At 42.3% G+C, this 15,311-nt stretch carries 11 protein-coding genes; 4 read left to right on the top strand and 7 right to left on the bottom strand.

Annotated features, from left to right (window positions below):
• Positions 1-489 precede the first annotated feature (489 nt).
• Positions 490-1,404, top strand: a complete 915-nt coding sequence (locus AC5JM2_RS00855; RefSeq protein WP_495833026.1) for a LysR family transcriptional regulator — start codon at positions 490-492, stop codon at positions 1,402-1,404.
• A 315-nt stretch (positions 1,405-1,719) separates the two neighbouring features.
• On the opposite strand, the gene AC5JM2_RS00850 is transcribed toward AC5JM2_RS00855, so the two are convergent.
• Positions 1,720-2,742, bottom strand: coding sequence for a methyltransferase (locus tag AC5JM2_RS00850; RefSeq protein ID WP_495833025.1), 1,023 nt, complete (start codon positions 2,740-2,742; stop codon positions 1,720-1,722).
• A 15-nt stretch (positions 2,743-2,757) separates the two neighbouring features.
• Positions 2,758-2,919, bottom strand: coding sequence for a hypothetical protein (locus AC5JM2_RS00845; RefSeq protein ID WP_495833024.1), 162 nt, complete (start codon positions 2,917-2,919; stop codon positions 2,758-2,760).
• Between the two features lie 129 nt (positions 2,920-3,048).
• On the opposite strand from AC5JM2_RS00845, the gene AC5JM2_RS00840 reads away from it, so the two are divergent.
• From AC5JM2_RS00840 to AC5JM2_RS00830, 3 genes are all read left to right on the top strand, one after another.
• Entirely contained in the window at positions 3,049-4,173 is a 1,125-nt protein-coding gene (locus AC5JM2_RS00840; RefSeq protein WP_495833023.1) for an alpha-hydroxy acid oxidase, read from the top strand.
• 365 nt (positions 4,174-4,538) lie between these two features.
• Complete coding sequence (locus AC5JM2_RS00835; protein WP_495833022.1) at positions 4,539-4,739, top strand: hypothetical protein; 201 nt, start codon at positions 4,539-4,541, stop codon at positions 4,737-4,739.
• 248 nt (positions 4,740-4,987) lie between these two features.
• On the top strand, positions 4,988-5,215 hold the full coding sequence (locus AC5JM2_RS00830) for an EF-hand domain-containing protein (RefSeq protein ID WP_495833021.1): 228 nt from the start codon (positions 4,988-4,990) through the stop codon (positions 5,213-5,215).
• Between the two features lie 215 nt (positions 5,216-5,430).
• On the opposite strand, the gene AC5JM2_RS00825 is transcribed toward AC5JM2_RS00830, so the two are convergent.
• The 5 genes from AC5JM2_RS00825 to AC5JM2_RS00805 form a co-directional block, all read right to left on the bottom strand.
• Positions 5,431-8,565: a non-ribosomal peptide synthetase family protein gene (locus AC5JM2_RS00825; RefSeq protein ID WP_495833020.1), complete on the bottom strand. Its 3,135-nt coding sequence runs from the start codon at positions 8,563-8,565 to the stop codon at positions 5,431-5,433.
• A gap of 598 nt (positions 8,566-9,163) precedes the next feature.
• Positions 9,164-10,621: an amino acid permease gene (locus tag AC5JM2_RS00820; protein ID WP_495833019.1), complete on the bottom strand. Its 1,458-nt coding sequence runs from the start codon at positions 10,619-10,621 to the stop codon at positions 9,164-9,166.
• A 138-nt stretch (positions 10,622-10,759) separates the two neighbouring features.
• Positions 10,760-12,916 carry a DNA helicase RecQ gene (gene recQ / locus AC5JM2_RS00815; protein WP_495833018.1) on the bottom strand — a complete coding sequence of 719 codons (2,157 nt, stop codon included), beginning with the start codon at positions 12,914-12,916 and terminating at the stop codon, positions 10,760-10,762.
• 125 nt (positions 12,917-13,041) lie between these two features.
• A complete protein-coding gene (locus tag AC5JM2_RS00810) occupies positions 13,042-14,034 on the bottom strand; it encodes a substrate-binding domain-containing protein (protein ID WP_495833017.1) in 993 nt (330 codons plus the stop codon).
• Positions 14,035-14,394: 360 nt separating this feature from the next.
• Positions 14,395-15,054, bottom strand: a complete 660-nt coding sequence (locus tag AC5JM2_RS00805) for a serine/threonine protein kinase (protein ID WP_495833016.1) — start codon at positions 15,052-15,054, stop codon at positions 14,395-14,397.
• Positions 15,055-15,311: the final 257 nt, after the last annotated feature.

The raw sequence follows: 15,311 nt of genomic DNA, 5'->3' as shown, positions 1-15,311 counted from the left end.
CTCAATAGTTTCTTTTGTATTTGGTATGTTAACCATGTTTAGCGCATCTACTTATCAACAAAACTTCAAAACCCAAAAACCTGATTTATATCTGTTAACTCTTAAGAAACACATTTTCAAACCCTTATCTAGCAAGAATTTTGAGACATTGTGTTTCTTCCATATGTAACGGGAGCGATTGCCGCGCCCGTAAGAGGCTGACATCTTGCACCAAAAACAGTTGATAACATTTCATCACTCAGTCTCACACTTAAAGCCCTTAGTTTAGAGGAAAAAATCTAAATAAAAAACGATCCCAAACTCAATCATTTTTCAACAAAACTTCAAAAGCGAAACAAACCGATTTCCATTTGAGCAGTGGTCATTATTCAAAGCAACTTTTCCTGCGTTTTTCTACGCCTGAGTCTACTGTGGAATTTTGATAATTTCAAGACACAACTTGTTATCATTCTGATGCTTGATGGTTATTAATAGAAAGAAGAGATAACAATGGACCTGCAACAGCTGCGCTACTTTCAAGCCGTCGCTCGACTGGAACATATGAGAAAGGCAGCCGAGGAACTCTCTATCGCGCAACCCGCTCTTAGTAAAGCGATCGCACGCCTAGAAAAAGAACTTGGAGTTCCCCTATTCAACCGTGTAGGACGACATATCCAACTCAATCAGTTCGGCCGTGCTTATCTGCACCGGGTGCAGCGAATCTTTGATGAGTTGGAGAAGGGACAGCGCGAGATCGACGACATGGCAGGACCAGAACAGGGACAAATCGGGTTGGCCGTTTTGCATACTATTGGTGCGCAATTGCTCCCGGAACTCATCAGTGTCTATCGACGGAAGCATCCTGCCGTCAAATTCCGTCTCTTCCAGAACGGCTCTCTGACGATGCTAAACCAACTCACAAGAAGTGATATCGACCTGTGTATCACGTCTTTTTTGCCTAAGCATGAGGGAATTGGATGGATCTCGTTAATGACAGAAGAAATCTTTCTGGCAGTTCCCCCCGGACATCATTTGGCGGGACTTGCTGATGTTTGCTTGAGCGAAGTGGCGCAGGAAGACTTTGTTAGTTTGAAATCAGGTTATAGCTTACGGGAACAGATTGATCAACTCTGTCGCCAAGCAGGATTTGAACCAACAGTCACTTTTGAAGGTGACGAGTTAACGATCGTCCGTGGTTTAGTGGCAAAGGGACTCGGCGTTGGATTGATTCCAGCACTTGCGTGGCGTTGTATTGACGAACTAATCCCAGTCAAGTTGCGCATTACAAATCCGCTTTGTCAGCGAACAATTGGTGTTGCATGGCGAGAAGAACATTACTTATCATCGGCAGCGCGACTATTTCGCCAGTTTTTGATTGATTACTTTGCTCAACTTGAACAAGAACAGGCATCTGATGGATGCTGAGTAAGTCCGCACATTAACGATTCAAAATTCGCTGCCTACGGCACGCTACGCTAACATTCAAAATTCAAAATTGAAGACAGTTTAAAATGGGGATTTCAAACCCGACTGAAACTGGAGCTTCGTATAGAACCCATTTGGGATCTTGGGAAAAGAGTATAATCAGGGAAAAATGCCATCGCCGTACCGCTGTTGTTCATAATCTTCATGTCCTTGCAAAATTTTTGACTAACACTACTGAGGTTGCCTCTGCTTCTGTCTGATTACTGAATCGGTGTTCTAACTTTAGCCTCTAATCATTGCAAATCGCCAAAAGTACTATCGCGCTTTACTGGCAATGACTACCTGCTGCTCAGTAGGTGGAAGTGAATGAAGTTGGCAATGGGAAAAACCTGCATTGTTAAACATACGTTCGTATTCTGCAAAAGTATAGGCATCACCACTTGGTGTTGTCGCTAACATTGTTAAAGCGAAAGCAGCAACTGATGGTGGTGTAATGCGGTCAGGGTTAGGAATAAATTCAAACACGATGGTTCTTCCATCAACACTCAAGCTCCGATGAATTTTTCTTAAAAGCTTCTCACACGTCTCCATATCAAAGTGATGCAAGAAATTTGGGAGTAAAACTAGGTCGTAATCATTACCGTAATCTACGTCAAATGCACTGCCAGGAATTATATGGTAGCGATCACTAACACCTTGCACCTGTGCGTTTTCTTTAGCTACTTCTAAAACAGGTGCCCAATCTACCGCATAAATTTCAGCATTAGGATTGTGCTGAGCAAAAGCGATACCAAATAAACCATGACTTGCGGAAATATCCAGCACTTTCATACGCTCTTGAGAATCCCCATTCACCATTTGAGCGATTAATCGTGCTGGCGTTGCCGTCATCGGTGACATGGCTTTAGCAAATTTTACCCATACTAGATTTTCGGGCGATAAAGTTCCTTCGGAGGATACTACGGTTCCACCCTGGCGAACAGCGGCAGCAAGGTCATTGAATCCATTAGTTATGAAGCCAGACAATAAAAACTCAATTCCATCCCCTATGTAAGCTTTGCTATGTCGATCCAAGAACATGGCTGTATCAGGCGTGAGTCTGTAGCCTTGGGCTTCCTTAGCTAAAAAGCCAATGATAACTAAATAATCGCATAAAATCCGCATCCCTCGCTCGGAGGTTTGGCATTTTTGTGCCAGTGATTGAACGGACTCAATTCCTTCACTAATGGTAGTAAAAATTTGAAGTTCAATTGCGGCTCTAATTGCCGCCGTACGCTGATAAGCGTTGACTGTATTTAAAAATAGTGCAGGTGATGGTGTTTGAGAGTAGTTGGACATAGAAAACCTTAATTATCAATTGTCGTAATCGCACATCATATCATCCCCTTTTTTGACGACATGGCTGATGGCGGCGGCCGTGACTGTGATGCGGTTCTCGCCTGAGGACGGCACTGGCTCTGCGAAATCCCCATAGACGGGCGTTTGCCCGATTTCCCGAACGATTGCTGCTTTCATGACGGTTTTCTTTTCGGCTCCCAATTAATTGATTACTTTGCTTACCTTGAACAAGAACAGGCATCTGATGGATGCTGAGTGGTTGGCACAATAAAACATAATTATCTATGTTGTGACAATGAAGCGGTCATGGAAAAACAAAAATCGTTTAAACCACTTAACTTATTTGAATACGAACAGCTAGCGACCAAATCTCTGTCTAAAATGGCTTTGGACTACTATGCTAGTGGTGCGTGGGATGAGGTAACACTGCGGGATAACCGCGCTGCTTTTGAAAAATTTAAACTTCGTCCGCGATCGCTTGTAGATGTCAGTCAGCGCAACCTAGCAACTGAGGTTTTAGCTCAACCGCTTCAAATACCTTTGTTGATTGCTCCGATGGCGTTTCAATGTCTTGCCAATCCACAAGGAGAAGTTGCAACAGCAACAGCCGCTGCATCTGCTGGTGTTGGCATGGTGTTGAGTACTCTTTCTACCAAAAGCATAGAAGAAGTAGCAGCAGTGTGTCACGACACAAATCTTCAAACTCCCCAATGGTTCCAGCTTTACATCCACAAAGACAGAGGGCTAACTCGTGCCTTGGTTGAAAGGGCTTATGCTGCGGGTTATAAAGCACTTTGTATAACTGTAGACGCTCCTGTTTTGGGACGGCGAGAACGAGACAAGCGCAATGAGTTTGCTCTACCACCAGATATGCAATTGGCTAATCTCACAAATTTATCAGGGTTGAACATTCCTCAAAAACAAGGGGAATCTGGATTGTTTACTTATTTTGCTCAGCAACTTGACCCTGCAGTTACGTGGCAAGATTTAGAATGGTTTGAGTCTTTATGTCCGCTCCCCTTGGTGGTGAAAGGAATTTTACGGGCAGATGATGCTGTTCGTGCTGTCGAGTCTGGAGCAAAGGCAGTTGTTGTGTCTAATCACGGTGGGCGTCAATTAGATGGAGCCGTCGCATCTATTGATGCTTTGGCTGAGGTGGTAGATGCTGTGGGCGATCGCGCTGAAGTATTATTAGATGGTGGTATCCGTAGAGGTACTGATATCCTTAGAGCACTAGCACTGGGAGCAAAAGCAGTGCTTGTGGGACGTCCTGTGTTGTGGGGATTAGCCGTAGCAGGAGAAGCTGGTGTTGCTCATGTCATTGATATTCTCCGAGATGAATTAGATGTGGCTATGGCGCTCAGTGGTTGTGCAAGTTTGGAAAAGATTGACTCTAGTTTGTTATTTTGCGAAAAGCACCGCTCTAGATAACAGATGAAATACTTTTGCTTTTGCTACCGGGTAAGTTTACTGCAGTTTTTGATGGCACCTCTGAACCTTGCAAAGTCCCAGCGGGTAGGAAGCCGCTACGAGTGTAGAAAGAGAAATAGTTACTTAGTAGTTTTCATATTCAGTATATTGTTATTGATAATGGATATTTCCGCGAACGCACCCCTTTTTTAAGGTAACTAAATCTCTTTTTTTAGTACCTATGTATTATTTATTGATTTTTTACCAAAGGTACAATCACCCCAGACACAAAAAACAAAGCCCTCCAAGGCGATTCTAAAGGGGCTTTTTTTGGGCACTTTATGATGTAAGCTTCTGATGGCAGCGAAGTTGCAAAAGCTTAAATCATGATCAACAAACAAAGTAAGAGACAGGCTAAAAACCCAGTCGATAGCCCGATCGCGTCAACAGCCTATGAATTAACAAACCAAGAACTACGACAAATAAATGGCGGTAATGTCGTCTGGGGAGGAGCCGGGAATCCTCCTCCTCCACCTCCGCAAAAATCCGATGAGATTAAGGCATTTCCACTCGAATATGATGGCTAGGAGTTCAAATGCTCTACAGGTAATGCTCAAAGGTACATTATCGCAATATGTCCGGGCTTGAAAAACGCCCATCTCGTCGGGCGCTGTGTTGGTATTTCTGAGTGCGTAAGAATCTTGGCTCAACCGAGCCAATTCGTTTTTCATTGGCATACTGTTCACCCTGTATCACAGCGTACACCTTGATTGTCCTTGCGTCTTTGTCAAGATTTTGAGATATTAAATTGAAAAATTAATTCCGATAAATACTTATGGCAACCGAGCAAGAGCTGAAATCTCTTTTTAATAGTTTAGATACCGATCAAGATGGCAAAGTCTCCCTTAATGAGCTTTTTTCCAGTCCTGGCTTAAGTGCGGTTATCTTGGCAGAAACAGGTGCGAGTAGCCCTCAAGAGTTACTAGCACAGTATAATTCCGCCGGTGGTATTACCTTTGAAGAATTAAAGGAAGCAGTTAAAAAAGCAAGTAATTTTAACTAGCAGCTAGACTCTAATACTGTTTTACATTACCAATATGACTTCAACCTGTCCCCAGTGGCGGGTTTTATTGTTCCAATATCAAAAATGTTCTAAATAGTGCGATAAGGCATATTTGCGCACTCATGAGGAGTTTAAAAACCCTAGTGTTAGACAACGTAAAATATGATAATGGCTCTTTTCGCTAACGCACCCCTTTTTTAAGGTAAGTGAACTACCTACACCTTGTCTGTCTCAGACAGGTGTAGGTAGTTCACCAATTTTAAACTGACTGGTGGACAGGCAATGGAAGTACCTGCCAGTCCATTCAAGGTGTTTTGATAGTCGAATGTTTGGCACACAAGTGCGGATGTCTCTAAATAAGTCTGTTGTTTGGGAGACATTTTTTCAGTAAATAGAGATACAACAGGACTCAAAGCAGTGTCTTGAAAAATATTACTATTTAACAGCTTTGTTTGCCACTGTTCATAGCTGATGAAGCGGACAGAATAACCGAGATCGTTGATACTCCTCACTAGCTGGCGCATAGGCAACGGTTGAGGATTTCCTATATGAAAAACTTTCCCAACAGACCCTTTTTGTCTTGACAAGTAGGCGATCGCCCTACTCACATAATCTACAGGAGTCAAGTTGAGGGTTAAATCCAAATCAGGAGCAATCTTAAGATCGATAAAGCTTTTGAGCATTCTGGATATCAGATCATTGGTTGGAGAAGCACCTGTTTGACTATGCCCTACAATCGTGCCTAATCTGTAGATACACACAGGAATGCCGCGTTCCTTTGCTGTCATCACCAACTTCTCCGCCACCCATTTACTTTGGGCGTAGCCATTAGAGAGTCCTTCACAATCAGCGAGTTCGTCTGACTCCAAAATCACCTTCATTTCCTGATAGGCGGGTGATTGGAAAACATCCAAGGTAGAGATGAAATGTACAGGTTTGACTTTGAAAAGACTTGCTAATCTAAGAATTTCTTGGGTTCCCAGAACATTAACTGCTCGTAGTGCAGCATAAGGATAAATTAAATTAACAAACGCCCCATTGTGATAAATAACATCAATTTCCCTTGTCAATTCGCCAAACTGTTGTTCATTTAACCCGAAAAGTGGTTGTGATAAATCCCCAACAACTGGAATAATCCGGGAGTTTAATTCGTTATTCCAGAGTAAATAGCGCTCTAGGTTTTGGCGAATTTTCTGCTTGCCGACATAAGCACTAGTCGCACGAACCAAACAATAAATCTTGGCTTGAGGGAACTCTCGCAGTAATTCGCACAATAAAAAAGCTCCGATGAAACCTGTTGCCCCAGTTAAGAAAAGCCGTTGGGGTTCAGTTACAGGACGAATTGCCTGATCTAAAACGGCTTCAGCATATAAATCTGTAGAATCCCCTCGCCCTTCTATAGCTTCAGCTAGTCCAGCAATAGTAGGTGCTTGGAACAGACTCAACACAGGTAACTCCAGTTGGAAAGTTTCTCGCACCCTAGCCAGCATCTGCACTAGTAGTAAAGAATGTCCTCCCAACTCAAAGAAGTTGTCATGTATTCCTATTGAGTTAATGCTCAGAACCTGAGTCCAAATTTGAGCGAGTTGTCTCTCGACTTTGGTACGGGGTGCAACGAATGCGTCGTTTAAAACAGGTGTATCTTGATTGGGTGGTTGGAGCGTAGACGCGTAGCCGCTTCTCGATAGCGTAGACGCGAAGCGGCTTCTCGATAGAGATCGCCTATCTACTTTACCATTGGGCGTAAGTGGCAAAGAGTTTATCAAGACAAAAACAGACGGAATCATGTATTTGGGCAACTTCTCTTGTAGAAAAGAGCGCAAGTTCCTCAGACATAATCTCTGGGTGCTAGGTTCTCTCACCAGATAAGCAACCAGGCGTTTGTCTGGTGGATTGTCTTCTGTTGCTACAACCACAACTTCCCTCACGCCTGAGTACTGGCTAAGGGCTGCCTCAATATCTCCCAACTCAATACGGAAACCGCGAATTTTTACTTGATCATCAATCCGTCCGATGAACAAAATCTTGCCATCTGGCAAATAGCGAGCCAAGTCTCCAGTTCTATAAAGACGTTCTCCTGGCTTGTCGCTAAAAGGATTGGGAATAAATTTTTCGCTGTTTAATTCTGGTCGGTTGCGATATCCCCTAGCCAAACCAGCACCACCAATCAATAACTCTCCCGCAGTACCAATAGGCACAGGTTTTAATGGATCTAACTTACCGTGTAGCTGAGGTTCCACCAAATAAACTTGCGTGTTGTCAATAGGTCTGCCGATTGGTACTTGGATGTTCCCAGGCTCTACCTTGTAAACAGCGGACCAAATGGTGGTTTCCGTCGGTCCGTACATATTCCACAGGGAGTGAACCAATTCTTGCAGCTGATTTGCCAGTCCTGGAGTTAATGCCTCGCCACCACAAAGAATTTTGAGCTGTTTATTTCCCTGCCACCCTGCTGCTAAAAGCAGTCGCCAAGTCGCTGGAGTTGCCTGCATAACTGTAGCGCCAGATTTTGCGAGAAGCTTGCTTAGTTGTTCTCCAGAACTCGCAACTTCACGGCTTGCTAATACAATCCGAGCGCCTACAATCAATGGTAAGTAAAGTTCGAGTCCAGCAATATCAAAGCAGATAGTTGTCACCGCCAGGAGTACATCTTCCTGTGTCAGTCCTGGCTCTTTACGCATCGAATTTAAGAAATTGACAACACAGCGATGCTCAATTTGCACGCCTTTGGGTTTACCAGTAGAGCCAGAAGTATACAGTATGTAAGCCAAATTTTCAGGAGTGACTTGTGTTTTAGGGTTTTCCTCGCTTGCTACCGCAATTATTTCTTCGTCAGTGTCAATGCAAACGACTTGCGCTTGATGTTTTGGCAGCCGCTCAAGTAGATTCTGTTGGGTTAATAGCACCTTGATCTGTGAATCTTCTAAAATCCATTCCAAGCGCTCTTGGGGATATGCAGGATCTAATGGCACATACGCTCCACCAGCTTTGAGAATACCTAAAAGCCCAATCAAAAGATTTAGCGTTAGCGTAGCTCCTCCGTAGGAGGCTCGCTCTAAGCAAATTCCCACCAAAACTTCCGGTTCTACATTCAAACTCCGCAAATAATCAGCTAGCTGATTTGCGCGGCGGTTCAGTTCCCTGTAAGTCAGCTGTTCGTCTTCAAAAATGACTGCGACTTTATCAGGAGTCACCTTTACTTGTAATTCAATCCACTGATGAATACATAAATTCTTTGGGAAATCTGCTTGAGTTTGATTCCACTCTTTAAGCAACAAATGCGATTCTGGTGTGGTCAGAACTGACAAGTCTAAAGGTTGCTGTACTAGATTGCTAACTAAACTAGTCATGATAAATCCTCCTTTATTTTGTGTGACTCATATCAAATATTGGCTGTACAAAGATATGAAAATCTTGCCCTAACACGCTAGGAGTGTTGGGCAAAGATTAAACAGGTTATGACTCACGCAAATCGCTTCCATTCAAAATTCATAATTCAAAATAATTAATGGTTTTTGAATTTTAAATCTATTACCAAGAAGTCATTACGTAATTCATCAAGCACTATCAACTGATATTCCAACCGTTATCCAACCGAGAAAACTAATATCGCAATCCAATTTGAGTTGTAAGTTTTTTTTAAATGGTAGATGCGTTAAATGTAGATGCGTCAAATGTAGGGTGTCGCTTTGTGACGAGCCGGGCTTACCGCAGGCTACCACAAAGGAAATGTAGGGAAGACACAAAAAGATATTCTTATGAATTATTTAGGACTGCTATGGCTGATAACTCAAAGTTATAACCCTAGTGGGAACGGCCACGCCTTACGGCTATCGGGGAGAACCTCCGGTTCCGCTGCGCTTTAGATCTCTGGGCGTGCGCTTTGCGCATACGCAGTCGCTGTGAGAGCGGGAGACCCTCCAAAGAGCGCTGGCTCACTGATAACTATTAAACTTGCTGTTTGATTATTGTGAGTGCTGCCTTTTCTTCGGGAGCCTGAGCAACTAAGTGATTTCTGCTGTAAAACAAGAAGTACAGAATTGCTATGACTATGAAGGTAGCAACACCCCAAGCACCAGGCTGGTATGCGGGTACACACAAACAAGCAAGCAAGGCAACGATTGCCAGTAAAGCACCAACAGCCGCACCCCAAATCCCTAGTGGACTTTGATACGGTCTTCGTAAATTGGAATGAGTACTCTTGAGCTTGATATAGCTCAATAGCACCAAAATATAGATGATTAATGCCCCAAAAACTGCCATATTTAACATGACATCTTTGACTGAACCCCCTAAAACATCAATAGTAACTGCACAAATCAATCCAACTACCGTACCCAAAAGTAATGACCTGTAAGGGGTATAACTTTTGCCAGTAACCGCTAGCCAGCGCGGGATGTATCCAGCACGGGCAAGAGAGAAGAATGTTCGTCCATAGGCGTAGATCGTAAAATGGAAGCTAGCGAGCAAGCCACAAGACATTAAGACTGCTGTGGAAAAGGTAGTAACCGGACCTTTACCAAAGTAAGCTTCTAACCCATATCCCAATGGAGCGCTTGATTGACCAACAGCAACAGCACCATTGCCTACGCCAGAATTTAATACCAAGGTAAATACTGAAAGGACAACCAGAGTGAACATGGCTGCTATCAGAGAACGAGGAATCTGCTCAGAGGCGTGACGGCTTTCCTCAGCAGCTAGTGGAAGTTGCTCAATTGCCAGGTAAAACCAGATAGCATAAGGAATCGCGGCGAAAATCCCTGACACACCTTTGGGCAACCACGTTGCCAATTGCCCTGTATTAGCAGGAACATTGAAAAGAAGGTTCATTTTGAAAATGCCCAATGCCAGTATTAATACATAGAATACTGTTAAGATTATCAGCGCAATGAGCGTGATCACATAACCCAGATTGAAAGTCTGTTCCATCCCCCAGATATTAATCGCTGTGAAAATAGCGTAGATCACCACCCACACAAGATAGGTCGGTACACCAGGAATTAACGGTTTTAAGTAACTGGTGACAGCAATCACAGCTACAACTGGAGCAAGTACGTTCTCAATAATCATGGCTACACCGCATATATAGCCCCAAAACGGACCAAAGGCAGTGCGCGTAAAGGAGTAAAGCCCTCCCGTATACGGGAGCATCGCTGACATTTCAGACAGACTGTAGGTTAGGCATATATACATGATTGCCATTAGCAGGGTAGCAATTGCCATCCCCCAAAAGCCGCCTGCTATCAAACCAGAGTTCCACCCAGTGAAATTACCTGATATGACAACGCCGACTCCATAGCTCCATAACAGCCAAAAACCCGTATTTCCTCTGAGTTGCCTTTGCCTAAGATAACTCTCGTTGACACTTTCATAATCAGCAAAACCCGTAAATATTTGGTTGAACATATCCTGTTACTTACTTGATTATACGCAATTGTACCCAGCTTTTATAAATGCTTGGGCAAAAAAAACGTAAAGATTATTATAAAGACAAGAATTAAGTCTACGGGTTTATACTGATATACTAAAAAAATAACACGCATATTATTTTTGACTTTCCCGTCGCCATTTTCCTCTTACCAAGCGAATTTCATCAAAACTATAGTTATCACCTAGATATTCTTTAATGGGTGTTAGGGAAATATCACCAAGAATTTCTAAGACTTGCAAAATTTTTTGCTGCTTTTCTATAGGAACTAACAAATTAAAATCTACTGACTGATTCTTCTCTATTAAATCGGAAAGATGACGAATAATTGTTGTCGGGCGAAGATTACGTTTTACAGCAATTTCTGTCACACTAAGACCTTGTTGGTGTAACTGTAAAGTCAATAATTCAGTTTCGGAAGGTAAGCCTAAAAAAGGAGTAGAATTATCTTGTTGCTCTGGCAAACCTTGCTCTTGGCGGTAGGTGCGAATTTCCGCAATAAATTTTTCACCATAATTGGAAACTTTCTGGCTACCTACGCCAGAAAGTTTATTGAATTCTTTTAAGGTTTGGGGTTGCACCTGCGCCATTAATTTTAGAGTAGAATCAGCAAAGATGACGTAAGGTGGAACGGACTGCGCATCAGCAATTTGTTTGCGTAAAGCACGCAACCTTTGCAACAGTATTTCCACCTCTGTTGCTTTTTCATTTCCTTCGTCCCAAGTTATCTTTTGTACTACAGGAACTGCAATAGAAACTGTTCGCTGTCGCCGCATCACTTCCCAACTTAAAGCGTTGAGTTTCAACACAGCATAACCGTCAGCAGTTTGTTCTAGTAACCCTTGATGCAACAGAGAACGCCCCAGCATTCGCCACTCATCTGTAGTTTTATCTTTACCAATACTGTAGGTGGAAAGTTTGTCGTGATCGTATTGAGTGATTTTCTGGGTTTTTGCTCCTCGCAAAACATCTATAATATGACCCATGCCAAATCTTTCTTTACATCGAGCCACACAAGATAAAAACTTCATGGCTTCAATTGTCCAATCTTCTACTGGTTTGGGATAACGACAGTTGTCACAGTTCCCACAAGAACCTGCAAAACGTTCCCCAAAATAACCTAACTGAATTGTCCGTCGGCAATCTGTTCCTTCCGTGTAGTCTATCATCTGCCGCAGTTGATGTTTGGAAATCAACTGTTCTTGAGGGTCTGGTTTTTGGTTAATCAGAAATTCAATAGTTTTGACATCACCGTAACTGTAGAAGAGTGTACAGCGAGATAGTTCTCCATCTCTGCCAGCTCTACCTGATTCCTGATAGTAACTTTCCAAATTACGGGAGATATCAAAGTGAATGACTAGCCGGACATCTGGTTTGTTAATTCCCATGCCAAAGGCAATTGTTGCCACCATAACACGCACATCATCTCGAATAAATCGAGTTTGATTTTTGGTGCGTTCTTCATCAGTTAATCCAGCATGATAAGGCAAGACTGAAATCTTATCGTGTTGCAGCTTCAAAGTCAGTTCATCAACTTTTTTGCGTGTCAAGCAATAGACAATTGCTGAACCTTCTGTTTCCCGAATGAGTTCCAATAATTGGGCGTAGGCATACTTCGTTTTAGAACGGACTTCGTAGTAAAGGTTTGTGCGGTTGAAGCTAGCGAGATGGATACTTGGTTGCTTTAACCCAAGTTGTTGGATAATATCAGCACGGACACGCTCAGTTGCTGTCGCAGTCAACGCAAGGACGGGAATATCTGGGTAGCGTTTTCGTACTGATTTCAATTGGCGATATTCTGGACGAAAGTCGTGTCCCCACTCAGAAACGCAGTGTGCTTCGTCAATCGCAAAGGCTGAAATGCCAACTTGGTGATGTACTAAATCAAGAAAGGGGAGAAATCTTTCACTCAGCAGGCGTTCTGGGGCGACGTAGAGGAGTTTTACTTTACCAGTGAGGATGTATTCTTCGCGCGATCGCACTTTATGAGCGTTAAGACTGCTATTAAGAAATGTTGCGGCAATTCCATTATCTCGCAGTGCTTCCACTTGGTCTTGCATCAAGGCGATCAGCGGCGACACCACCACGGTTAAACCTTTTTTTAACAATGCTGGTAGTTGAAAACACAGCGACTTTCCACCACCAGTCGGCATGACAATCATTAAATCCCGATTTTGTAGCGCTTGCTCAATGATTTGTCGCTGTTCGAGGCGAAAGCTATCGTAGCCAAAGTAATATTTTAGCGCTTGTTCTAAATTGGGATTTTGTGACATAAGTGACTGTGTTGCAAAGGAGGCATTGTGCCTGCTTTACATGATAGTCAATCTTAAGCAAGAGGGCGAATAGCACTTTGCTTTGTCTGTAGAACAGGTTGTGATTGATGCTGAACTTACAGTACTCAATTAGCTTGAGTATCATATAGACTAGCATATCCAGCTTTTTCCAGCAGTTGTTGACCCTCGGCAGTCAGTAGCAAATTTGCATAAGCTTCCCCGACTTGTTGCTTTGTCGGCTCGTCCTGCTTGATAATGACATACAACTTACGCTTAATAGGGTAGCTCCCACTGCGAAGTTCCTGGGTATTAACCTTAACCTTGCTTTGAAAACGATGGCATTGCTTAGGCGGAAGATAAGGCGGTATGTACGGAGGAATAAATTTTTCTGCTGTCAGTCCTAAAGGCAAGGGCTTAATTTCACATTGTCCTACAATTTCTGGTGATGAGGCATAATATACACCGCCTAAGTGACTCACTACTTCGCGTATACCCCTAGTTGTATCCTCAACAAAGTCAGCTTGCAATTGCCCAACCTCAATCTTTAAGACTTCTTTCAAAAAGAAATCTACCGTACCTCCATCTTTCGGATCGCGAGTGTAGGGTTTAATTATCTCGTCTGGACCATCAAGTTGTTTCCAGTTAGTAATTTTAGCTGTATATATGCTTTTTAATTCATCTATTGTCAAACCTTGTTTTTGCAGTACCAACTTTGGATTAACTGCAATTGCAATGCTATCAATAGCCACCTCCTTTTCCATCAAACCTTGCTTTTTTTCATTCTCTGTAAGTGGATGAGAAGAAACAGCAAAATCAAGCTGATTCTCCAACAGCATTCTAATTCCTGTATAAGAGCCAGGTGTTTCTTTTGGGGGCGGATCAATATAGGTTAACCTGAAATTATTTGATAGCGCAGATTTAATTTCTGGATCAACTTCTTTCCGAATCTGTGCCCAGGTTGTGCTACCACCATATTTGAATTCTCCTTGGGGAATATTCGGCACATCTATAAACCTTTGAAATTGATTACTGACAGTTGCTCCTGGTGATAGTATATTTGCGACCCACAAAACGAAGGGAGTCACCAAGAATATGATTATGTAAGGATTTTTTTTCATAAACACTTATCTTTTTTTTAGTAATAACATCAACTACAAGTTTCATCTGAATACTCTAGGAATTATACTTAATTTTTTTAAGTATACAGATACTTTATTGTTTGCCAGACAGGACTTGTGATTTAGCGCTTATTCAAAAATAAAATAGGAGTTTTATATCATTAGGAACGACAAATTAGCTGATAAATTCTTGGGTATATTTTCATGAGATAGAATCCAAGTAAAATAGCTAAAACAGTTAATAACAAACAAACTATTCCACCGCTTTGTATTGTCCATGTTCGCAATGCAGGAACAAAAATAAAAAAGATTAACGTAGGAATTACAGAAATAATAACCAAATAAATAAGTTGCTCAGTTCTACGTCCTTTCAAGAATTTGAAGTATTAGCTTATTATGATGAAATTCACGGGCAATTCCAAAATCAATCAATACAGCTTCCTGTGTACCTTCTCGAATCATAACATTACCAGGTTTTACATCTCTGTGTACCAAATTATTTGTATGAACGACCTTTAGAGCTTCACCGATTTGATGGATGTAATGTAAAGCTTCCTCTTCTTTCAAAACGCCTCGCTCTAGTCGTCGAGCAAGAGTTTCACCAGCAATATAATCCATGACTATGCACGGCAGCTGATCCTCATCAAACCAATCGTAAATTACTACTATGTTAGAATGACGACATTGGCTTAACCGTTCCGCCTCTTTTTTGAAATCTTCTTTCAATTTCTCAAAATTTGGTTCACATTGTATTCTTTCGTTGAGAGTTTTAATAACAACGTCTCGTTTGAGTTTTTGATCACTAGCAAGGTAAGCAACACCAAAGCCCCCTTGTCCTAAAATTTGCTTTATAATAAATCGACCATTTTTCAACTGATGACCTGGCTGCCAGCAATTCATTATCTTCTCCCGGTCTTGCGCTTGTCTCTCTAATCTGTGTTGTATTTCCTCTTCTGCAATTTTGTTTGTCGGGTCACTTGACTTACCATTGTTATTGAAGCTAGGATGCTCTCGATCCATAATGCCTATCCCAAATTTGATTGATTAGAAGCCAGCAGCTTTACGCTTGCGATCGCTCATACCACATGAGGGGGTAAATCTATTTATAAGGGATAGGCTAATGATCCCGTGAGATTGTTTTATCTGGGTTAGGAAGCACTATATCCTTGCCATTGCTTCGTCCTATGGTAAAGCGCTCCTGTTCTAGCTTAATAGTATACTTATTAGACCTCTTGCAAAAGTCAGAGATAATAAAGTGGGAGAGTTTTTACAGGCGA

The sequence above is a fragment of the Brasilonema angustatum genome, from assembly GCF_059505445.1.
This window is presented reverse-complemented; position numbering and strand designations above follow the sequence as displayed.